Origin of the sequence: uncultured Roseibium sp. (genome assembly GCF_947494555.1) — a bacterium.
Taxonomy (GTDB): domain Bacteria; phylum Pseudomonadota; class Alphaproteobacteria; order Rhizobiales; family Stappiaceae; genus Roseibium.
Genome location: NZ_CANLVF010000003.1, coordinates 526,182 through 547,288, shown reverse-complemented (window position 1 = coordinate 547,288; position 21,107 = coordinate 526,182). Strand labels below are relative to the sequence as shown.

General features: G+C 59.4%; 16 protein-coding genes. 7 read left to right on the top strand and 9 right to left on the bottom strand.

All coding sequences use genetic code 11. The features are described 5' to 3' along the window. Position 1 precedes the first annotated feature (1 nt). Positions 2–769, bottom strand: a complete 768-nt coding sequence (locus tag Q0915_RS17215) for an aldo/keto reductase (protein WP_299476061.1) — start codon at positions 767–769, stop codon at positions 2–4. A 101-nt stretch (positions 770–870) separates the two neighbouring features. On the opposite strand from Q0915_RS17215, the gene Q0915_RS17210 reads away from it, so the two are divergent. Further along, a complete protein-coding gene (locus Q0915_RS17210) occupies positions 871–1,782 on the top strand; it encodes a LysR family transcriptional regulator (protein ID WP_299476058.1) in 912 nt (303 codons plus the stop codon). 36 nt (positions 1,783–1,818) lie between these two features. Here the strand turns inward: Q0915_RS17210 and ugpC (Q0915_RS17205) are convergent, their stop codons facing one another. Genes ugpC (Q0915_RS17205) through Q0915_RS17190 form a run of 4 tightly spaced genes read right to left on the bottom strand, consistent with a single transcriptional unit; the run spans position 1,819 to position 5,944 of the window. After that, on the bottom strand, positions 1,819–2,877 hold the full coding sequence (ugpC, locus tag Q0915_RS17205) for a sn-glycerol-3-phosphate ABC transporter ATP-binding protein UgpC (protein WP_299476055.1): 1,059 nt from the start codon (positions 2,875–2,877) through the stop codon (positions 1,819–1,821). Next, positions 2,878–3,705, bottom strand: coding sequence for a carbohydrate ABC transporter permease (locus tag Q0915_RS17200; protein WP_299476052.1), 828 nt, complete (start codon positions 3,703–3,705; stop codon positions 2,878–2,880). A gap of 1 nt (position 3,706) precedes the next feature. After that, positions 3,707–4,579, bottom strand: coding sequence for a sugar ABC transporter permease (locus Q0915_RS17195; protein WP_299476049.1), 873 nt, complete (start codon positions 4,577–4,579; stop codon positions 3,707–3,709). Between the two features lie 45 nt (positions 4,580–4,624). Beyond that, the gene (locus Q0915_RS17190) at positions 4,625–5,944 is read right to left on the bottom strand and encodes a sugar ABC transporter substrate-binding protein (RefSeq protein WP_299476046.1); all 1,320 of its coding nucleotides are present in this window, start codon (positions 5,942–5,944) and stop codon (positions 4,625–4,627) included. A 405-nt stretch (positions 5,945–6,349) separates the two neighbouring features. On the opposite strand from Q0915_RS17190, the gene Q0915_RS17185 reads away from it, so the two are divergent. Beyond that, a complete protein-coding gene (locus Q0915_RS17185) occupies positions 6,350–7,204 on the top strand; it encodes a hypothetical protein (RefSeq protein ID WP_299476043.1) in 855 nt (284 codons plus the stop codon). 19 nt (positions 7,205–7,223) lie between these two features. Here Q0915_RS17185 and Q0915_RS17180 read toward each other — a convergent pair whose 3' ends face one another. The 4 genes from Q0915_RS17180 to Q0915_RS17165 all read right to left on the bottom strand — a co-directional run bounded on the left by Q0915_RS17180 (position 7,224) and on the right by Q0915_RS17165 (position 13,733). Then, on the bottom strand, positions 7,224–10,613 hold the full coding sequence (locus Q0915_RS17180; RefSeq protein WP_299476040.1) for an error-prone DNA polymerase: 3,390 nt from the start codon (positions 10,611–10,613) through the stop codon (positions 7,224–7,226). A gap of 534 nt (positions 10,614–11,147) precedes the next feature. Beyond that, entirely contained in the window at positions 11,148–11,696 is a 549-nt protein-coding gene (locus tag Q0915_RS17175; RefSeq protein WP_299544355.1) for a hypothetical protein, read from the bottom strand. Next, positions 11,696–13,162 (bottom strand): DNA polymerase Y family protein, encoded by a 1,467-nt coding sequence (locus Q0915_RS17170; protein ID WP_299476037.1) that lies wholly within the window; start codon positions 13,160–13,162, stop codon positions 11,696–11,698. The genes Q0915_RS17175 and Q0915_RS17170 overlap by 1 nt, the downstream gene beginning before the upstream one ends. Continuing rightward, positions 13,116–13,733: a hypothetical protein gene (locus Q0915_RS17165; protein WP_299476034.1), complete on the bottom strand. Its 618-nt coding sequence runs from the start codon at positions 13,731–13,733 to the stop codon at positions 13,116–13,118. The genes Q0915_RS17170 and Q0915_RS17165 overlap by 47 nt, the downstream gene beginning before the upstream one ends. A gap of 550 nt (positions 13,734–14,283) precedes the next feature. On the opposite strand from Q0915_RS17165, the gene ugpB reads away from it, so the two are divergent. The 5 genes from ugpB to Q0915_RS17140 all read left to right on the top strand — a co-directional run bounded on the left by ugpB (position 14,284) and on the right by Q0915_RS17140 (position 19,766). After that, complete coding sequence (ugpB, locus tag Q0915_RS17160; RefSeq protein WP_299476031.1) at positions 14,284–15,591, top strand: sn-glycerol-3-phosphate ABC transporter substrate-binding protein UgpB; 1,308 nt, start codon at positions 14,284–14,286, stop codon at positions 15,589–15,591. Positions 15,592–15,641: 50 nt separating this feature from the next. Beyond that, a complete protein-coding gene (ugpA, locus tag Q0915_RS17155; RefSeq protein WP_299477067.1) occupies positions 15,642–16,523 on the top strand; it encodes a sn-glycerol-3-phosphate ABC transporter permease UgpA in 882 nt (293 codons plus the stop codon). 17 nt (positions 16,524–16,540) lie between these two features. Then, positions 16,541–17,377, top strand: coding sequence for a sn-glycerol-3-phosphate ABC transporter permease UgpE (gene ugpE, locus Q0915_RS17150; protein ID WP_299477065.1), 837 nt, complete (start codon positions 16,541–16,543; stop codon positions 17,375–17,377). After that, positions 17,378–18,394 carry a sn-glycerol-3-phosphate ABC transporter ATP-binding protein UgpC gene (gene ugpC / locus Q0915_RS17145; protein ID WP_299476027.1) on the top strand — a complete coding sequence of 339 codons (1,017 nt, stop codon included), beginning with the start codon at positions 17,378–17,380 and terminating at the stop codon, positions 18,392–18,394. A gap of 241 nt (positions 18,395–18,635) precedes the next feature. Further along, a complete protein-coding gene (locus tag Q0915_RS17140) occupies positions 18,636–19,766 on the top strand; it encodes a DNA alkylation repair protein (protein ID WP_299476024.1) in 1,131 nt (376 codons plus the stop codon). Positions 19,767–21,107 lie beyond the last annotated feature (1,341 nt).

Below are 21,107 nucleotides of genomic sequence, written 5' to 3'. Positions count from 1 at the left end.
TTCAAACGAGGTCCCAGGCGCTCCAATTCTCCTCAAGATGCTTGATTGAGGTGGTGCCGGGGATGACGACGATGTTGGGTGAACGGGCAAGCAGCCAGGCGATTGCCTCGCGCGGAGCGAGTTTGGCCCCTTGCTGCATCGGATTTGCGCCAAGCGGACCGTAGGGAATGAAGGCGATCTCCTTCTCTGCGGTAAAGTCGACCAGGTCCTCAGCCTCAGTTTCCTGCATGTTGAACCGGTTTTGAACGCTTGCAATTGGTGCGACCGCGAGAGCGCTTTCCAATTGCGCGCGCGTTACATTGGAAAGGCCGATATGACCGATGCGGCCATCAGCTTGCGCTTCGGTAAGCGCGGCAACCGACACTTCAATCGGTGTTTGCGGATCCACCCGGTGCAACTGAAAGAGATCAATCCGGTCGCGGCGTAGATTGATAAGCGCACGATCAATCTGCCACATGAGCGCATCGCGGCTGCCGTCGACCACGATGCGGCCAGGTTCAGGTTTGTCCACTCCGCCCTTTGTGGCCAAGGTGACCTTGCGGCCTTCGAGCGCTTCGCCAACGATCTTGTCGGCGAATTCCGGTCCGTAGGCCCAGGCGCTGTCGAAGAAAGTGACGCCGAGATCAGCGGCACGCCTCAGCAGCGCTAGGCCTTCATCCCAGTTTTCAAAGGGACCGAAATTGCCCGGTTGCCCGGTCAGGCGCATCGCTCCGTAACCGAGGCGGTTTACGTTCAACTCTTTGCCGATGGCGTATGTCATGTCGGTCATTCTCAATCTCCTGATTTGACTGTTGCTGTCGGGATCAAGATGGCCGTAGTGGAGAATATTCTGTAGACAGTTTATAAAGCTATTTGTTATTTGTATTACGCATGAGCAAACCTCTCGATCGTCTCGGTCTTCTGGAAACCTTCGTCCGCATCGCCGAGCGGGGAACCATAAGCGGTGCAGCGCGCGATCTTGGAATGTCGCAAGGCTCGGCAAGCCGGCAGCTCAAGGAGCTGGAGGACCGCCTTGGTATTCAACTGATCCGCCGAACCACCCACTCCCTCGCGTTGACCGAAGCTGGCCTGGACGTCTTGTCCGACGCGCGTTCGCTGATCTCCCGATGGGACACGTTGGAGGAAAGGCATGCGGGCGATACCGACATACTGAAAGGTCCGCTCAGGGTCGTGGCACCCGTTGCATTGGGTCAGCTTCACCTTGCCGATATCGCCATTGCGTTTCAGGTGGCGCATCCGAATATCATGTTGAACTGGCGTCTGGAAGACGAGGTAATACGGTTTGCCGAAGTCGGGTGCGATTGCTGGATCAAGGTGGGGCCGGTTCCCGATGAAAGCCTGATCGTCCGGCGTCTCGGACAAGTCGAACGACTGATTGTTGGAACGCCGTCAATCGCAGACCGGTTGGAAGCGTGCACACCAGAGGCTGCGTCCAGGCTTCCATTTGTCACGCTGACCCCGTTCGAAGGAGCGAAGATCGGGCTTAAGCATTCTGACGGTGAGCGCTTCGAACTCTCGGTCAACTCAAGTCTCGCGACAAACAACATCATGTCGCTCAAACACGCTGTTCAATCCGGCGTCGGGGCCGCCGTCCTGCCACTCTGGTTTGTTGCGGAGGAGCTTGAGAATGGCGCTCTGGTTGACTTGCTGCCGAACTGGCGCGCCGCGACGCTCGATGTAAACCTTGCCTACCTGCCGGCCCGCCGGCAACCGCGTCGCCTCTCTGCTTTCATAGAGGCGCTTGAAACCGGATTTCGTCGGATCCCCGGCATGACGGCGTAAAGTTGTAAATACCGGCCTTTCCGCGAAAAACACCTCTCAAAGCCGAATACGCTTTTCGGTGTTTGGGTCAAAGAGATAAAGGTGGTCCGGATTGAGGCTCAGGCCGACGACGTCGTCCTGGTCTTTGCGAAGGTGACGGTCGCCGCGTGCGATCACCCGCTGGTCGCCCCATTCGACGGTCAGAAAAGACGCTTCACCGGTGTTTTCAAAGGCATAGATCGGCGCATCGATGTCTCCCTCGCCAGCCTCGTGAACATTGATATCGTCGGCGCGCACACCCAGAACGACCTCGGAACGGTCTTCGGACGCGATCGGCGAAAGCTTGACGCCATCTTCGGTCAGAAACTGCCCGCCTTCGATCCTGCCACGCACGAGGTTCATCGCCGGAGAGCCGATGAAGCCCGCCACAAAAAGGTTGGCCGGGTCGTTGTAGATTTCATCCGGCGTGCCGAGTTGCTGAATGATCCCGTGCTTCATCACCGCAACCCGGTCGGCGAGCGTCATGGCTTCGATCTGGTCATGGGTCACATAGACGGTCGTGACCTTGAGCTCGCGGCTGAGGTGCTTGAGCTCCGCCCGCATCGTGACACGAAGCTTGGCGTCGAGGTTCGAAAGCGGCTCGTCCATCAGAAAGACCTTGGGCGTGCGAACGATAGCTCTCGCAAGGGCCACACGCTGACGCTGCCCGCCTGAAAGCGCCTTTGGCTTGCGATCCAGGAACTGGGTCAGCTCCACCTGCGCGGCCGCCCGTTCGACACGCGGACGGATCTCCGCCTTTGGCGTGCCGCGCACCTTCAGCGGGTAGGCGATGTTGTCAAAGATCGTCATGTGCGGGTAAAGGCCGTAGTTCTGAAACACCATGGCGACATCGCGATCCTTCGGCAGATCGTCGTTGACCTGCCGCTCCCCGATCCAGATTTCGCCGGAAGTCGGTTCTTCCAGACCTGCGATCATCCGCATGGTCGTTGTCTTGCCGCAGCCGGACGGCCCGAGCAGCACCAGAAATTCCTTGTCGTGAATGTCCAGCGACTGGTTGTCGACACCGACAAAGTCGCCCCAGCGCTTGCTCAGGTTCTTGAGAATGACTTCTGCCATCTAGCGTACGGCTCCCATGGTCATGCCCTGTACGAAGTATTTTCGGATGAGCAGCGCCAGCACGAACATCGGCGCCATGATGATGATCCCCGCAGCCGAAAGCAGGTTCCAAAGATCGCCTTCCTCACCCTTGAACAGAGCCAGCCCGATGGGCAGCGTCACGGCGTTCTTGTTGGTCAGGATCAGTGCAAACAGGAATTCGTTCCAGGCGATGATGAAGCAGAAGATCGCTGCGGTCAGAAGCCCCGGAGCGGCCATTGGAAGGACAATGTTCCAGATCACCTGAAGCCGCGAAGACCCGTCCACCATGGCCGCTTCTTCCGTGTCCATCGGGATGCCGTCGATGAAGCCCTTGATCATCCAGATCGCGAAGGGCATGACGATCGCAAGGTTTACGAGGATCAGTCCCAGCCTCGTGTCCAGCAGCCCGACATCGCGGAACATTACGAAAAACGGCAGGATGATCACGACTGCCGGCACGAATTGCGTGGCCAGGATCATGACCAGCATTGTGGTTTCACCGCGCAAGCGGAACCGGCTGAAGGAATAGGCCGCACAGGTTGCGATCGGAATCGCGAAGATCACGGTGACCAGTGCGACAATCGTGGAGTTGAAGAGCTTTTCGCCAAGCCGGTATGGATCATCGAACACTGTGCTGAAATTCTCCAGCGTCGGCGTGAAGAAAAGCTTCAGCTGGTAGACATCCACGTGCGTCTTGAAGGCTGCCAGAAAGATCCAGACGATCGGGACCAGCATGATGAAGGTGGCGATCATGATGAGCGTCAGCTGAACCGCGTTCCAGACCTGTTTGCGTTGTTTTCCCGTCATCTCAGTTTTTCCGGAACACGTATTTGGCGTAGAGATACGTCAGGAGGATCATCGGAATGACCATCAGCCAGGCGACGGAGGCCGCATACCCGATCTGCCCGTACTTCATCCCGTTGAAATAGATGTAGTGGCTGAGCGTTTGCGTCGCTGTGCCGGGGCCGCCGTTTGTCAGCATGAAGATCTGGTCGAATGTCTTGAGCGAGAAGATCGACTTCAAAATGATCACCACGGCAAGAACCGGTCCGAGTTGCGGCAAGGTGATGTCCCTGAAGACCCGCCACCCGGAGGCACCGTCGACCTGTGCGGCCTCGATCGTATCTTGCGGGATCGAGGCAAGCCCGCCAATGAGCACGAGCGTCAGGAAGGGTATCCAGCCCCAGACGTCGGCCATGACGCAGACGGCAAATGCAAGTGTCGGGTCGGCCAGCCAACTCACGTCGGCAAGCGGTGGCATCACCACGCCAAAGAAGGCGTCGAACAGGCCGAACTCCGGATTGAACATGAACCGGAACGAGACGCCGATCAGTGCCGGTGACATGGCGAACGGCAGGATCAGCAGCGTCTGCACGCCTGAGCGGAGGCGTCCGCCTGGTGCCAATAGAAGCGCAAGTCCGAGGGCGAGAAGCGTTGTCAGTCCCACCGTGAGCAGGGTGTAGACACCCGTTACCCAGACCGAATTCCAGAACGACGGTTCCTCGAAAAAGGCCCAGGTGTAGTTCTCCAGCCCGATATACTGATCGAGTGAACCGGGCCGGTTCAGCCGGCCGACAGTGGCCGACAGCCGGGCGCTTTCCATAAGCGGCCAGATTGCGGTGGCAAAGACCACCAGGACGGCCGGAAGCACCAGCACGTATTTGAGTGTGTTGTCGCGCATTGGAGAACGAGCCCTTCCCCTGTGAGAGGGAAGGGCCCGGTGACCTTACTGGATGCAGCCGGAGCGGCGCAGAACGCGTGTTGCCTGTTCGGCGGCGCCGGTCATCAGCTCGCGTACGTCCCCGCCGGCAGCGGCTTCCGCAATGGCTGCTGATAGCAGATCGCCAACCTCGGGCCACTCGGCGATCTGGGGCATGATGTCTGACTCCTTCAAGGACTCCCACGCCGCCGCCTGGATACCGTCATTGGCGGCGTTCACATCTGCATCCTGCAAGGAGGAGATGTGCGTGACCACGTTGTTGACGATAGGCTTGCCGGCAACCTCGCGCTCAACCGCGTTGGCCTTGTCCATGTCCGGGTTCGACAGCCACTTCATGAACTCCCATGCCGCGTCCTTGTTTTGCGAATAGTCCGAAATCGAAAACGGCATGGAGATCGCGTAGGTCTTTGTGGTGCCCTGGTAAGAGGGCATGCCCGTAAACGCGACCTGATCCTTGGTCAGGGTGCTGGAATCGGGATTGTAGAAACCCGAATAGGCCCACCACCACACGGGGATCATCGCGGAGTTGCCCTGCATGAAGGACTGGCGGGCATCCTGTTCGACGAAGGCCACGGAATTCGGATTGGTCACGCCGTGCACGGTGTGCAGGGCGATGTAATCCTCGGTTGCCTTGAGGGCTTCTTCGCTGGTCCAGGCCGGCGTGCAGTCGTCATTGAAAACGTCCCCGCCGGCGGCCCACAGGAAGTTGAGCCAGATGAAGAGGTTCTGCCGGTTGCCGTCATTGTTGAAATAAAGCGCGAGCGGTGCGACATCCGGATGGCTTTCTTTCAACTCCTTGCCGATGCGAACCACGTCTTCCCACGTAGTGGGCGGCTCTGGAACGAGGTCCTTGCGATAAAACATCAGCTGCGGGTGCGCGCGCAGCGGAAAGCCGAGCGTCTTGCCTTCAAATTGTGCGGAGCGTGCGAAGGCAGCGGGGTAACGGTCCATCGAGATCCCGTCACGGTCCATCAGGTCGTCGATGGGCATCAGCCAGTGAGAATTAGGCGGGCCCCAGCTGTCGAGATAGTTGACGACATCGAACGTGCCGTTGGCAGCGATGCCTTCGGCGTTGATCTTTTCCTGCAGGCTGCCGAAGGGAATGAAGGTCCATTCGGTTTCAATGCCGGTCAGCTCGGTAAACTCGCCGTCGCGCAGCATCAGTCCGTCGAATTGCGGCGTGACGACGCTCAGGATGTTCAGCTTGGTGCCTTCATAGGGTTTCCCGGCGGTCAGGCCGTACGGCAAGTCCTCGGCAACTGCCTGAAGCGCAGTGGTTGCCAGGCTCGCGGCCGCAATCGCCGCAAGAAATGTCCTTCTTTTCATTGCTCAATCTCCTCCCCTGGATCGTGCGTTGACCGCATTGTCCAAGGCTAGGGTAACATGTTTGCATACGAATGCAAAAATTTTTACCTAAGGTCACTTGAAATGGCGTCCGGTGCCTTTGGACCGGTTTTCGTGGAGGGGAGCTGAGCGTATTTGCCAAGCGGCTGCTTCAAGGGGTGAGCATCGATTGCCCCCTTGAGGAAGCGCATGGAGTAGACAACGAGGGCGCGAACTGCGTCCGATAACGTGGGGCGAACCGGTTGTATCGGGGTTGCTCAGAGGTTCAGTGGCCGTCGCAGCGTCAATGACTTTTTCAACGAACAATGCGGTAATCTGACCTGCACGCGAATGAGTGACGGACGGATTTGAAACTTCACGCCCGTCTAAGATGCAGAGGAGCCGCAGATGTCAGTCGCGAATACAAGTGATCCAAAACGGCTAAGTTTCCTGATGAACAGGCGGGTCCCCTGGTCCGCAACGATCCAGGTACTTCTCGTCATCTTGTTCACTGGCTTTTCTGAAGCTGCGGCGCAGGATGAATTTATCTTCGATGCCGATGACCAGTTCCAGCTGCTCGAGCCACACGGCTTTGGCGCAGTGAAGAATTCGAGGCAACCCGATCCCGATGTTCTCGGCGCTGAAGGCCGAGGTGACTATTCGTTGTATCTCAACTCTTTTTCGCTCGTGACACCTGAAGAGGACCTTTTCGGTCTTTGGACGATTTTTCGGGTAACGCAGGTTATGTGCCGCTCACTTTACCGTGGCGAGAAGAGCCTTGTTGAAGCGGCGCCCAAGGGTTTTGTAATCGCGGGCGACGACATTCACACATTGGGTCGTGAAAGACCGGGATGGAATGGCAACTGGTTCGCCATCACCAAGACCGGCGACAGTGAGCTGGATGCTGCCGGCGGTCATCCATTCTGGTATGTGAGATACAATGATGAGGGCGGCCTTCACTCCTGTGGAGTAGAGCTTGGCTCGCCTACATTGAAAAAGGAAGGCGCCGAAGACGACGCGAAGCGGGCGTCTGTTGTCCGGTTTCTGTATGTCGGTGTTCCTCAGATTTTTTTTGGAATCATCACCGAACCTGCTTTTGCAGGGTTCTATCCGCTCGATCCGGCCAATGTGATCACCATGATGTCGCCTTGCGGCGGCGCGTGGTGCCGGATTTCGACGAATTACGATTTCAATCCGGGCCAATGGTACGTGACGTCTACAGTCGTGTTCGATGCTCCTCTTGGACTTGAACGCGGTCGATAGGCAAAAGCTTAGGTGCAGGTCAATGAAAGTCCCGGCTCGGAAACAGCTTCTTTGCCTGCTCGCGCGGGTGCATGGCGCGTGGTTTCGGGGCGTCTGATTTGAGATGGACGGGCACCTCTTCCGCACGCGTGGTCATTTCGACCAGAATGTCGTCATTGGGATGACCGAGCAGGGCGAGGCGGTTGGAATAGTCCTCGATATGGTCGGCGATCAGGTGGACGACGATGCCTTCGCGTTCCAGCCGTCCGGTGACTTTCAAAAGCCGTCCGCCGATGACAGCGGCGCGGTACTTTTCGTACATCTTCGGCCAGACGACCACGTTGGAGACCCCGGTTTCGTCCTCCAAAGTGATGAAGATGACGCCCGAGGCCGTGCCGGGGCGCTGGCGGGTGATGACAAGGCCGGCAACGGAAACGCGCCGCGCTTCGTACGGGGTAAGCCGCGCCAGCCGGTCGTGCGGCGTCAGATTCGGAATATGCGGGCGCAGCAATTCCATCGGATGCGCGCGCAGGGTCAGGCGGGTGGAGAGATAATCCTCCACCACCTCCTGCCCGAGATGCATGGCGGGCAGCAGGACATCCGGTTCGAAGATCGCCTCCCCGTCGATCGGGTCGTTGAAGAGCGGCAGCGGTTTCGGGCTGCGGATGGTCTTCACCTGCCACAGCGCGTCCCGGCGGCTGAGCCCCATGCCGGCAAAGGCGTCGGCCTCCGCCAGCCGTTCCAGGGTTGCCGGCGGCACGCCGGTGCGGAGCCACAGGGTCTCGGTGTCCGGATAGCCGTTGCCGCGTGCCGCGACGATCCAGTCGGCGTCCTCCTCGCGCATGCCCTTGATCTGCCGGAAGCCGAGCCTGAGCGCCAGCGCGCCGTCGCTGCGCCGTTCCAGCGTGTTGTCCCAAAGGCTGGTATTGACGCAGATAGGCCGGACCTCGACCTGATGCTCGCGCGCGTCGCGTACGATCTGCGCCGGGGCATAGAACCCCATCGGCTGGGAGTTCAAAAGCGCGCAGGCGAACTCGGCCGGGAAGTGGCATTTGAGATAGGCCGAAACATAGGCAAGCATGGCAAAGGCGGCCGCGTGGCTTTCGGGAAACCCGTATTCGCCGAAGCCCTCGATCTGGCCGAAACAGTTCTGGGCGAACTCCAGCTCATAGCCGCGCTTTAGCATGCCGGAGATGAATTTCTCCCGGAGCTGGCCGATCGTGCCCATGCGCCGGAAGGTCGCCATGGAGCGGCGCAGCTTGTCGGCTTCCGACGGGGTGAACCCGGCGGCAACGACGGCGATCTGCATTGCCTGTTCCTGGAACAGCGGCACACCAAGCGTCTTGCCGAGCACCTCCTCCAGTTCCTTTGAGGGAAAGGAGATCGCCTCCTTGCCCTGGCGGCGGTTGATGTAGGGATGCACCATGCCGCCCTGGATCGGGCCGGGGCGGACGATCGCCACCTCGATGACGAGATCGTAGAATTCGCGCGGAAGCATGCGCGGCAGAAAGTTCATCTGTGCCCGGCTTTCCACCTGGAAGACGCCGATCGCATCGGCCTTGCACAGCATATCGTAGGTCGCAGTATCACTCTGAGGCACGGTGCCGAGAGTGAACTCCTGCCCGTGATGGGTGTCGATCAGGTCGAAGGACTTGCGGATGCAGGTCAGCATGCCGAGGCTGAGCATGTCGACCTTGAGGATGCCAAGCGCGTCGATGTCGTCCTTGTCCCACTCGATCACAGTCCGGTTTTCCATAGCGGCATTCTCGATCGGGCAGAGCGCGTCCAGCCTTCCTTGCGTGATCACGAACCCGCCGACATGCTGACTGAGATGGCGGGGAAAGCCGATAATCTCACGGATGAGGTCGACGGTCTGGGCAACCCGCCGGTTGGCAAGATCGAGCCCCAGTTCCTTCATGCGTGCATCGTCCGGCCCGCTGTTGGAGCTGCCCCAGATCTGGCCGGAGAGGGCCGCCGTGACATCTGCGTTCAAACCCATGACTTTGCCGACCTCGCGGATTGCCGCACGGGTGCGGAAATGGATCACGGTCGCGCAGAGCCCGGCCCGGTGGCGGCCGTATTTCTCATAGACATACTGGATTACCTCCTCGCGCCGTTCATGTTCGAAATCGACATCGATATCCGGCGGCTCGCCCCGGTGTTCGGAGATGAAGCGTTCTGACACCATGGTGATCGTTTCCGGACCGACATCGGTAATGCCGAGCGCGTAGCAGATGATGGAATTGGCCGCCGAGCCGCGCCCCTGGCACAGGATATGCCGGCTGCGGGCAAAGCGGATGATGTCGTGGACGGTCAGGAAATAGGCCGCGAAGTTGAGCTTGCGGATCAGTCTGAGCTCCTTCTGCGCCAGCTGGTGCGCATGTTCCGGTACTCCGGCGGGGTAGCGCATCTCAAGGCCTTCGAAGGTCAGCCGCTCCAGCCGTTCCTGCGGGTTCTCTCCATCGGTGATCTCGTCCGGATATTCGTAAGAGAGTTCGGACAGGTCGAAGCTGCAGCGGGTGGCGATCTCGACGGTGCGCCTGAGCGCTGCCGGATGATGCCGGTAGAGCCGGGCCATGTCGGATGCCGATTTCAGCCGCCGCTCGCCATTTGCCAGTGCCCGCGTGCCGATCTCGTCGATGGTGCAGCCCTCGCGCATGCAGGTCAGCACGTCGGCAAGCCGCCGCCGCCCGGCATGATGCATCATGACGTCACCGGCCGCGACCATGGGGGTGGCAAGCGAATGGGCGGCTTTCGCGCAAGTCCGGAACCAGTTCTGGTCGGTGCCGTCATAGCGTGGTGCGGCGCCCAGAAAAACATGGCCGGGCACTTCCTGGCGGAGCGTCCGGATATGGTTCTTAGCCGCCTCAGAAAAGGCGTCCGGTGCATGATCGCCGTGGGGCAGGGCGATGAAGATCAGGCCTTCGGAAAATTTCACGACATCCTGAAAGTCCAGATGGCAATCGCCCTTTTCCGCGCGCCTCTTGCCGAGGGTCAGGAGTTGGCTGAGCCGTTCATAGGCCGCCCGGTTGGTCGGCAGGGCAACAAAGTCGACCGGGCTGTCGGCAAGCACCAGCCGCGCACCGACGATCAGCCGCGGCAGCTTGAGGGTCTCCGGCACGGGGAGGGGCGGGATCTCGTTCGTCTGCTGCCGGGACGAGGAATCGATCTGGGAATGAGAGCGTATCTTCACGCCGTCCTCATTGGCCGCACGCCTGATTTCCTTCAGCGCCGAATAGGCCCGGACGACCCCGGCGAGAGAATTCCAGTCGGTGATCGCAATCGCCTCCAACCCGAGCTCGGCGGCCCGGGTCACCAGCTCCTCCGGATGAGAGGCCCCGCGCAGGAAGGTGAAGTTGGAGGTCGCGGCCAGCTCCGCATGACGCGGAACATCCCAGTGCAGGCTCTCCGGCAAGACATGAGAGGTCATCGGATGTCCCTTTTTCTCACGGCAGCCCTCCCTGACTTAATCGGGGAGTACGGGTGCAGAAGGGAGACGCATCCGCTTGGCTGCCCCGGCCTTGAGCCGGGGCGTCCCGCAGGCAGGCGGTGTGGAGGTCCCGGCTCAAGGCCGGGACGGTATTGTGCATCTGAAACCTCAATAGAGACCCGCCAAACCGCCTCCACTTCTCCATCGTCATCCCGGACGCAGCACAGCGGAGATCCGGGACCGGGGAGCCGGGGACTACCGGTCGGGACAGAAGAAGAACCAGAGCGCCGGTGCCTTCTCGATCCCGGCGCGCGCTGTGCTTGGCCGGGATGACGAAGAAAGGCTGTGCCACGGACATGCCGCCTTCTGTCCCCGAGACCTCATCCTGAGGAGAACTTTCCGGTTCGTCTCGAAGGATGGGCCACCCGGCTCTGAATATGCCGCCCATCCTTCGAGACAGCGCTGCGCGCTTCCTCAGGATGAGGCCGGTTTTGCGGAACAGCTTCCAGGTTCGACCGGGCGTCTGGGCAGGCATTATCCGAATGCCCCTCGCTCTCTTTTCGTCATCCCGGACGCAGCGCAGCGGAGATCCGGGACCGGGGAACCGGGAGCTACCGGTCGGGGCAGAGGACGAACCAGAGCGCCGGTGCCTTCTCGATCCCGGCGCGCGCTGTGCTTGGCCGGGATGACGAAGGAAGGCTGTGCCACGGACATGCCGCCTTCTGCCCCCGAGACCTCATCCTGAGGAGAACCTTCCGGTTCGTCTCGAAGGATGGGCCACCCGGCTCTGAATATGCCGCCCATCCTTCGAGACAGCGCTGCGCGCTTCCTCAGGATGAGGCCGGTTTTGCGGAACAGCTTCCAGGTTCGGCCGGGCGTCTGGGCAGGCATTATCCGAAGCGCCTCCATCTCTCCCTCGTCATCCCGGACGCAGCGCAGCGGAGATCCGGGATCGGAGAACCGGGGGCTGCCGGCCGGCATAGAGGAAAAACCGGAGCGCCCGTGCCTCCCTGATCCCGGCGCGCGCTGCGCTTGGCCGGGATGACGGCGGGAAGGTGGGGTGAGGTCAGCGGAAGAGGTCATCAGCCGAACTCCCCTTGCACATACCAGCCCGGGTTCTGCGGTGTATGGAACAGCCAAAGCCGTTGGCCCTGGCCGGTGGCAACGCGCCAGTAGTCGCGCAGGCCCCGTGTCCAGTCGTCGTCGCCCTCCCACCACGCAGGCGTGATCCGCTCCGGCCCTTCGGCCTTGAGTGTCGTCAACGCCCGGCCGCGCCAGCGGAAGCGGCCGGGCGGCGTGGCGCCCGAACCGGTGATCGGCTCGGGGGGGAACAGGCGCAACGGGCGCGTGCGCCGGGCGGGCCAGGCACGGACCGGCATGCTGTAGGCCGCCGGCACCAGCTTGAAACTGCGCTCCGGGATATGGCTGTCGACCGGAGCAAAGCGCAGGATGTTCTCAAGTCCGATCCGGTTGCCGAGCTGGGTGATGAGATCGGCAAGGCTGTCCTTTTCCAGCGCCTGCGACGGGGTCAGCTGGCGGGGGCCGAGCTCTTCCACCTGAGTGGCTTCCAGGCGGATCATGTCGATGCCGTAGCCTGAATCGACCGCACTGACCCCACGCTCGAAAAGAGCGAGGATCCGGTCGCCGTCGCGCATCGGCCGGGCCAGGCGCAACTCGACCGCCTGGTTTTCCTGGTCTACCCGCCGGAAGGTCAGTTTCAGGCTGCGCGCGCCCTTCTGGGCCGTATCCAGCTGCTCGCACAGATGGCCGATCAGCCGCTCCGCCCCGGCCATCACGTCGTCGAGGAGCCCGATCGGCTCGGGCAGCGTCATGCGTACGGCGAAGCTGAGATCTTCCTTCAGGGGCGAGATCTGCTCGGGAATGGCGCCAAGCGCCTGATCGAGGCGGCGCAGGACTTCCGGGTCGTAGCGTCTTGCAACATTTGCCCGTGGCAGATTGTAAAGGTCGGAAACGGTGGCAATGCCGAGCCGCTCCAGGCTGGTGCAGGTCTGGTCGGCAAGACGCAGCGCCGGCAGCGGCAGGGGGCCGATGCGGGCAAGGATCTCGCCCGGCTGGGCGATGCCTTCGGCAAAGCGGGCGAGCGCCCAGGCCGCGCCCGGCGTTGATGCCAGGCCCAGCCGGGCGCTGAGACCGGCCCGGGCAAGCCGGGCGCGGATATCATCGAGAAGCGGTTCTTCCCCGCCCAGAAGATGCGCCGAACCGGTGATGTCGAGAAAGAGGCCGTTGAGCCCGTCGAACCCGACCCAGGGGCAATAGCGGGTTGCCCACCGGGCCAGAAGACGCAGGAACCGCTGGTCGGCCTTCGGGTCGGCAGGCCGGGTGAGAAGACCCGGGCAGAAGCTTCTGGCATGAACCAGCGTCATGCCCCGGTTGAGCCCGGCAGCTTCCGCGCGCGGGCACAGATCATAGACGCGTTCCGAATTGCGGTCGAAAAGGGTCAGGGCAAAGGGCGCGTCAATGGGGTTGGCGCGGAGCGAACGCTCAGCCGCCAGTCTCGGAAACCACAATGACACGATGCGCCGCTGCATCCCAACGCACTACCCAATCTGACAATGTTCCTATTTTGTTCTTTATAAGCGACCACCGCCAGGGAGTCGAGTCATGGTCGTTTTGACGAGGGCTGTTCGAGGTGGGGCCGCTCGAGACGGGGCTGTTTTGACGGGCAGTCTCAAATGCCGGCATGCCCGTGCAGTGCCATCGGGTCTCTGTGGCATTGCTGCCGCCGCCCTCCGGGATCAGGAGCAGAGCGGTGGTTCCGCCGGTTTCCGCGGCCAGCTGCAGCCGCCTGCCCTCCGTCAGGCCGATCGGAGCGTTGAGTTCGGCAACGACAAGGCCGACTGCTCCGGAGCGCAGTGCCGTTTCCGCACTGGCAAGAACATTCAGCGGTGTATCTGCACGGGTCAGCAGTAGTTTTCCAGGGTCGCAATAGGGCGCAAGACCTTCCGGATTGACCACGGGCCGCCAGCGTTCCGAAACCCAGACAACCGAGCCGGAGGCCAGGCCCGCGGTGATCGCAGCGAACACCAACCCGCCTTCACCGCACACTTCATGGGCGCGGGCCCTCTTGAGCGGATAAACGGAAGAAAAAGGCAAGGACATGGAACGAAATAGGGTTTCTCTGCTGAAATAAGGATCTGCTTCAAAGAACAGTGTTTTCCAACATAGAGCAACAAGAGCGTTATTGAAGGCCGGAAAATCGTCGAATTTTGGCGCTCGCTCGATGCAAAAAGATACTGCCGGTGCCCTTGGAAAACCACCCGCGACCTGTCACTATTCTTTCATATGAACGCCGCCGAACTTTCATGTGAGCCGACTAATCTTTCGTGAGTTCAGGCGCCGGCAAGGGGGGGAGATGCTGGTTGCAAGGTTCTTGGCCAGCAGTTGTTACAGCTATTTGTCCGTTGAAGCGATGTAAAAAGAAGCGCCGATTTCCTAGGATCTGACGGGCGCGTGAAACAATAAATTCGTTCCTGTTTGCGGACGCAGTTAAGGCGTGTTTAAATGTTCATATGAGCGTCATACAACGTTCATATGAAAACAATACGAAACGCAGGCGTTATCGTTTCAGGTGCCGGCGAAGCCATTTCGGTACCGGAAAAACCAACTGCTGACCGGGGCATAATGCCCTTTGACATGGGAGCAAATGAATATGGCTTATCGTAAGACCGTCGCCAGCCTCGTTGCAGCGGCTGCCCTTCTGGGTACTTCCACCGCATTTGCGCAAACCGAGATCGATTTCTGGCATGCCTTTACAGGCCGGTTGGGAGAATTGGTTGCCGAGCAGGTAGACACCTTCAACGGGTCTCAGTCCGACTATAAAATCGTTGCCAGCCACAAGGGCAATTACTCCGAGACACTGAACGCTGGCATTGCCGCTTTCCGTGCCGGTGAGCAGCCCCACATTCTGATGGTGTTCGAGGTCGGCACGGCGACCATGATGGGCGCTAAGGGCGCAATCAAACCGGTCTACGAGGTCATGGGTGATGGCTTCGATCAGTCGAAATATATCGGCTCGGTCAAGGGCTACTACACCTCCCCCGACGGGAACATGCTTTCGCTTCCTTTCAACTCCTCGACGCCGGTCCTCTGGGTCAACCGCGACAAGCTTTCTGAGGCAGGTATTGATCCTGATACCGATATGTCGACCTGGGAGCAGGTCAGTGAAGTCCTCGATCAGCTGAAAGCAGCCGGTGTCGAGTGCCCGATGACGACCGCCTGGCAGAGTTGGATCCACCTCGAGAACTTATCCGCCTACCACGACACGCCATTTGCCACCAAGGACAACGGCTTTGCCGGGACCGATACCGAGCTGGCGTTCAACAGTCCGGCGCAAGTTGCTCATATCTCGGCAATGGGTGATTGGGCGAAGGACGGCAAATTCATCTATGCGGGCCGCCGGAACGAAGGTGGCGCAAACTTCCGTGCAGGTGAATGCGCTCTTTTTACAGAATCTTCTGCAGGTTATGCCGGTATCAAATCGGAAGCCGAGTTTGATTTCGAAGTGCGTCCACTGCCTTACTGGTCTGCGGTGGCCAGTGAGCCGCAAAACACGATCATCGGCGGTGCTTCTCTTTGGGTGCTCGAGGGCCATGAAGCTGATGAGTACGAAGGCGTAGCAGCTTTCATGGACTTCCTCTCCAGCTCTGAGATCCAGGCCAAGTGGCACCAGGACACCGGATATCTTCCGATCACGGCTGAGGCCGGTGACCTGACCCGCTCACAGGGTTTTTATGAGCAGAACCCCGGAACGGACATCGCCGTCATTCAAATGACCGCGAAAGAACCGACAGCGAACTCCAAAGGACTTCGGCTTGGTTCGTTTGACCAGATCCGCGGCATCATTGATGAAGAACTCGAAGGCGTGTGGTCGGGCGACAAATCCGCACAGGAAGCGCTCGACTCTGCAGTGGAACGCGGCAACGCCCTGCTGCGACGCTTTGAACAGTCCGCACAGTGACATCATGACGACGTGCCGCCCCGGTTTCTGGGGTGGCACACGGTCTTGCCATGGAAAAACGCGTCACTTTCAAAGGCATGTGGCTGCCGCTGCTGCTCATTGCCCCACAGATTGTCATAACGGCAGTCTTCTTTTTCTATCCAGCGGGCCAGGCGATCTGGCAGTCGCTTTTCATTCCGGACCCGTTCGGACTGTCCATGAAATGGGTGGGGCTCGGCAATTTTGAGTTCCTGCTGAAGGATTCCTTTTACCGGGCGTCCTTTGTGACGACGGCGATCTTTTCGACCCTGGTCACTGTCGTCTCGATGGGGGTTGCTCTCTATCTGGCAGTTCTGGCCGACCGGTTGATCAAGGGGTCGGGCACATACAGGACGTTGCTCATCTGGCCTTATGCTGTTGCGCCCGCGGTCGCCGGAGTCCTCTGGCTCTTTATGTTCAACACGCGAGTCGGTGTGGTGACCTGGTATCTGGGGCTTCTTGGCTACGACTGGAACCACGTGTTGAATGACAGCGAGGCGATGGGTCTTGTTGTGGTTGCCAGTGCCTGGGGACGCATCAGCTACAACTTCCTCTTCTTCCTTGCCGGTCTTCAGGCAATCCCGAAATCGGTGATCGAGGCGGCCGCAATTGATGGCGCGCGTTTCTGGACGCGCTTTCGCACGATTGTTTTCCCGCTCCTGTCGCCGACAACATTTTTTCTCTTGGTGGTCAACATCATCTACGCTTTTTTCGAGACCTTCGGCGTCATTCACACGATTACCAGCGGTGGGCCGCAACAGGCTACCACGATCCTTGTTTACAAGGTTTATTCCGACGGGTTTGTCGGTCAGGATCTTGGATCCTCGGCAGCACAATCCGTGATCCTTCTGCTCATCGTTTCGATCCTGACCGTGGTTCAGTTCAAATACATCGAACGCAGGGTCCACTACTGATGGCGCAACAAAACGGCATGGTCGAAAAGCGCAGCAGCGGCCTTTGGCTCACGCATTTGGGCATGATTGTCGGCGTCGCTTTCATCTTCTTCCCGATCTGGCTGGCGTTCGTTGCCTCGACAGTCGATCAGCAGGCAATCGTCCGGCCACCGATGCCACTCCTGCCGGGAGACAAATTCTTCGAGAATTACGCCCGGGCATTGACCTCGGGCGTTAACGCTCCTGTCGGCATTATGCTCGTGAATTCGATGGTCATGGCACTTGGAATCGCACTCGGGAAGATTGCGATCTCGCTGCTATCGGCTTTTGCGATCGTCTATTTCCGCTTTCCGGGACGGCACTTGTTCTTCTGGCTGATCTTCCTGACGCTCATGCTACCGGTCGAAGTGCGGATCGTGCCGACCTACGAAGTGATCGCCAATTTCGGAATGCTGAACAGTTATTCGGGTCTTATCCTCCCTTTGATTGCGTCCGCGACCGCGACTTTCCTGTTTCGGCAGTTTTTCATGACAGTTCCGGACGAGCTTGCTGAAGCCGCACGCGTGGACGGTGCTAAGCCGATGCGGTTCTTCTTCGACATCCTTCTGCCGATGAGCCGGACGAATATCGCCGCGCTCTTCGTTATTCTCTTCATCTATGGATGGAACCAGTATCTCTGGCCGCTCCTCATCACCACCGACCCCTCCATGAACACGATCGTGATGGGCATCAAGCAGATGTTCCCTTCCGGTGACGACACCGCCGATTGGCCGGTCATCATGGCAACGTCGATCCTGGCTATGATACCTCCGGTGCTTGTGGTGATCGGAATGCAGAGGCTGTTCGTGCGCGGTCTAGTGGAAAGTGAAAAGTAAATGGCGACTGTTACCCTTGAAAACCTCCGGAAGTCCTACGGCAATACAGAGGTCATCCATGGTGTTGACATCGATATCGCCGATGGAGAATTCATCGTGATTGTCGGACCTTCAGGGTGCGGGAAATCAACCTTGCTGCGGATGGTTGCCGGCCTTGAGACCGTCACCTCCGGTGACATTCTGATCGGTGGCCGCAACGTCAACTCGGTTGAGCCGATGGACCGCGATATCGCAATGGTGTTTCAGAACTATGCGCTTTATCCGCATATGAGCGTCTTTGACAACATGGCCTATGGCCTGAAGATCGCGAAGGTGCCGAAGGATGAAATTGCAAAGCGCGTGGCGAATGCAGCGGAGATCCTGCAGTTGGTGCCTTATCTCACGCGAAAGCCACGCGAATTGTCCGGTGGACAGCGCCAGCGTGTTGCCATGGGCCGAGCGATTGTTCGCAAACCGGCTGTCTTCCTGTTTGACGAGCCACTCTCCAATCTGGATGCCAAATTACGCGTCCAGATGCGTCTCGAGATCAAGGCGCTCCAGCGCGATCTTGGTGTGACATCGCTTTACGTGACCCATGATCAGGTCGAGGCAATGACGCTTGCCGACCGGATGATCGTGATGAACGGCGGGGTGGCTGATCAGATCGGTAAGCCTTTGGAAGTCTATGCGGATCCCGCAACGGAATTTGTTGCCGGTTTCATTGGATCGCCGTCAACTAATTTCCTGGATGCAGGCCGACTCGGGCGGCGCGTTGAAGGTGGTGCAAAAGTCGGCATTCGCCCCGAACACATCCGAACTGTGGCTCAAAGCGAAACCGACTATGCCGGCAAGGTCGTCTATTCCGAACCACTCGGTGCAGAGACGCTGATTCACCTGAAACTTCTTGATGGTGAAGACGTTACAGTGCGCCAGGAAGGCGCTCTGCCGATCCCCTCCGAGGGCGAAAGCTGCGGTCTCGCCTGGGAGGCGAAAGACGAGATGGTTTTCGCTAAAGACGGTATTCGTTTACGGCAGTGATCGGCGTGAAAGTAGGAAAAGGTGACCAGTTGGCCGCCGGATCTACGGAAAATCATCAGGCTTGGGACGGACGGCGAACGAGGGTGTTGTCCGTCTCGAAAAGGCCGCTCCGGGCAACCGGGGTGGCCTTTTGGTTTCATCCTGACGGTGCTTGTCAGGAGAGTGGCAGGAAGAGGCTGGGACGGGATCTTCACTTCTGGCAAAGAGGGTGCGAACAAACCGCCACCTGCAAGGACCGACGATGGAACCATTCAAAAACAAGATTTCACCGGACCTGGTAAAATGTCTCGGATTGCACATCGAACGGCATCTTCAAGGGTTCGACCGCGCGTCCTATGAAGCTGCCATCCTGGCCGAACTGGACAAGCTCGAACTGAAACAGCGGGCCCGGCTTATTGCCGACGAGACCGGCAAGATCCTGCCTGATACACTCGACGCGAAGTTTCACGTTCTGAGATCGATCCTCCACCCGCTTGAAAACGAGGGTGTCGACCGGGCAAGCAACTGCGAAGGAATCCGGGGTTGGGGCATGATGCCGCTCGGCATGGTCGTGACCGATCACGGCCTGGACGACTTTGAAAAATCCTTCGCGCTCCTGAAGGATATGACCAAGCGCGCGACGGCGGAGTTCGAGGTGCGCCCATTCCTCGACAAGGACCAGGAGCGCGCGCTGACCATCATGACGCCATGGGTCAAGGATGATAGCGTCCATGTCCGCCGCCTCGTGTCCGAAGGCACCCGCCCGCGCCTGCCCTGGGGCATGCGGCTGAACAAGCTCGTTGAAGACCCGTCTCCGACCCTGCCGCTTCTGGAAGCCTTGAAGGACGATCCGGAGGAATATGTCCGCCGTTCCGTCGCCAATCATCTGAATGATATTGCCAAGGACCATCCGGACCTTGTCGCGGATATCGCCACACGCTGGCTGCAGGGCGCTGACAGGAACCGGCAAAAGCTGGTGCGTCACGCCTGCCGCTCGCTCATCAAACAGGGACATGCCGCAACGCTGACCGCCTTCGGCCTCAAGCCACCTGAAATCACGGTGAGTGGTCCGAACATCAAAACGCCCAGGGTAACCTACGGCGGCGCTGTGTCATTCGGCATTGAGCTGCGTTCGTCAGGCCGGACAGCACAGGATCTCGTGATCGACTATCTCGTCCACTTCATGAAGGCGAACGGGACGCTGGCGCCGAAGGTCTTCAAGTGGACGAAAGTGAAACTTGAGCCGGGCGAGACGGTATCTTTGTCCCGTGATCACGCGATCCGGCCGATCACCACCCGCGTCTACTATGGCGGGACGCAAGCCATCGGCCTCAGGATCAACGGCAAGGATTTCGGGTTTTCGCAATTCGAGCTGGTGATGGACGGGACCTAAACTGAAAACCGTCTCGTCGTCCCGGACAAGCGAACGCGCAGATCCGGGACCCGTTTTCTCATCGATCCTGGGTTTGTTTTTCAAGATCCCGGATCTCGCCGTGCCCGTCCTATTTTACTGCGCCGCTGCCGCCAGACTATTGGGAAAAAAACCTCATCCTGAGGAGGACTGGAAGGTCTGTCTCGAAGGGTGGGCCACGCAACACTGAGACTGCCGCCCGTCCTTCGAGACAGCGCTGTCACTGCCTCGAGACGAGACCGGACTTCCAAAAGCAGAGCCGTGGTGATGCGGTGGGATATGATGGGAACCTTGCAGGTTGTCGTCCCGGTTTGCCGCGCACGCGGCAAGACCGGGAACCAGTAATCCGTGTGGATGGCAAATGACAAAGACGGTCAGGCTAGAGGGTACTGGATCCCTGCCTGCGCAGGGATGACAACGCAAAAGACAGCCGCCGGCCTCATGAAGTCTGAGAATTCGCCCTGCACGTCGTCCTTGTCGAGCGCAGCGTGAGCTGTGACCAAGGCGGCAAAAGCTCTACTGAACACAGATGCACGCGCCGTTGCTCCCCGGCCCCGGATCTCACTCAAGTTCGTCCGGGGTGACGAAGGCCAAGTCACAGGAAGCAGTAGACATCGATAATAGCGTTTGATCCAAGATACCCCATCCAACGTCATCCCGGACGCAGCAAAGCGGAGATCCGGGATCGGTGCGCCATAGCCTCATGGACATTCGCTAAGCCGACGTTCGCCGGAATTCCGCGTTCGCAGGACTGATTGACGGAAGTGTGCTGGCGACCTGAAGCCACATAAGCTCAATAATTGTCGTCCCTGATACCCGGAACGTGATCCGGGATCTCTTCCTTTCCCTTGTCATCCCTGCGCGGGCAAGGATCCTGTTACCGCTTGTCTGATCGTCTTTTTCAGTTGCCGCCAATACGGATCACTGGATCCCGGTCTTGCCGCTTGTGCGGCAAATCGGGACGACAACCTTGGAGTGGCCCGTCATATTTCACTGCGCCGCTGCCGCCCGACTGTAGGGAAAGAACCTCATCCTGAGGAGGCCCGGACGGGCCGTCTCGAAGGATGGACCACGCGGCACTGAGCCTGCCGCCCATCCTTCGAGACAGCGCTCTCGCGCTTCCTCAGGATGAGGGCGATTTCGCCGGTTGCTTCCGGGTTTGGCAGCACGTTTGGGCTACCTATCCGGCGTCGTCATTCTCTCAATTGTCTCCCTGAACAAGTGAGAGGCAAAAGCTCTGAGATCTCACGCGATAGGGCTCTGTCTATTTCCTTGTCATCCCTGCGCAGGCTGGGATCCAGTAACCGCTTGTCTGATCGTCTT

What these genes read in the sequence shown, in the direction of transcription:
- Q0915_RS17190 (WP_299476046.1), bottom strand. Translation starts at nt 5,944, where the DNA reads ATGAAAAGAAGGACATTTCTTGCGGCGATTGCGGCCGCGAGCCTGGCA.
- Q0915_RS17165 (WP_299476034.1), bottom strand. Translation starts at nt 13,733, where the DNA reads ATGTCCTTGCCTTTTTCTTCCGTTTATCCGCTCAAGAGGGCCCGCGCC.
- Q0915_RS17215 (WP_299476061.1), bottom strand. Translation starts at nt 769, where the DNA reads ATGACCGACATGACATACGCCATCGGCAAAGAGTTGAACGTAAACCGC.
- Q0915_RS17140 (WP_299476024.1), top strand. Translation starts at nt 18,636, where the DNA reads ATGGAACCATTCAAAAACAAGATTTCACCGGACCTGGTAAAATGTCTC.
- Q0915_RS17195 (WP_299476049.1), bottom strand. Translation starts at nt 4,579, where the DNA reads ATGCGCGACAACACACTCAAATACGTGCTGGTGCTTCCGGCCGTCCTG.
- ugpC (WP_299476027.1), top strand. Translation starts at nt 17,378, where the DNA reads ATGGCGACTGTTACCCTTGAAAACCTCCGGAAGTCCTACGGCAATACA.
- Q0915_RS17185 (WP_299476043.1), top strand. Translation starts at nt 6,350, where the DNA reads ATGTCAGTCGCGAATACAAGTGATCCAAAACGGCTAAGTTTCCTGATG.
- Q0915_RS17175 (WP_299544355.1), bottom strand. Translation starts at nt 11,696, where the DNA reads ATGACCTCTTCCGCTGACCTCACCCCACCTTCCCGCCGTCATCCCGGC.
- Q0915_RS17210 (WP_299476058.1), top strand. Translation starts at nt 871, where the DNA reads ATGAGCAAACCTCTCGATCGTCTCGGTCTTCTGGAAACCTTCGTCCGC.
- Q0915_RS17200 (WP_299476052.1), bottom strand. Translation starts at nt 3,705, where the DNA reads ATGACGGGAAAACAACGCAAACAGGTCTGGAACGCGGTTCAGCTGACG.
- Q0915_RS17180 (WP_299476040.1), bottom strand. Translation starts at nt 10,613, where the DNA reads ATGACCTCTCATGTCTTGCCGGAGAGCCTGCACTGGGATGTTCCGCGT.
- ugpE (WP_299477065.1), top strand. Translation starts at nt 16,541, where the DNA reads ATGGTCGAAAAGCGCAGCAGCGGCCTTTGGCTCACGCATTTGGGCATG.
- ugpA (WP_299477067.1), top strand. Translation starts at nt 15,642, where the DNA reads ATGGAAAAACGCGTCACTTTCAAAGGCATGTGGCTGCCGCTGCTGCTC.
- ugpC (WP_299476055.1), bottom strand. Translation starts at nt 2,877, where the DNA reads ATGGCAGAAGTCATTCTCAAGAACCTGAGCAAGCGCTGGGGCGACTTT.
- ugpB (WP_299476031.1), top strand. Translation starts at nt 14,284, where the DNA reads ATGGCTTATCGTAAGACCGTCGCCAGCCTCGTTGCAGCGGCTGCCCTT.
- Q0915_RS17170 (WP_299476037.1), bottom strand. Translation starts at nt 13,162, where the DNA reads ATGCAGCGGCGCATCGTGTCATTGTGGTTTCCGAGACTGGCGGCTGAG.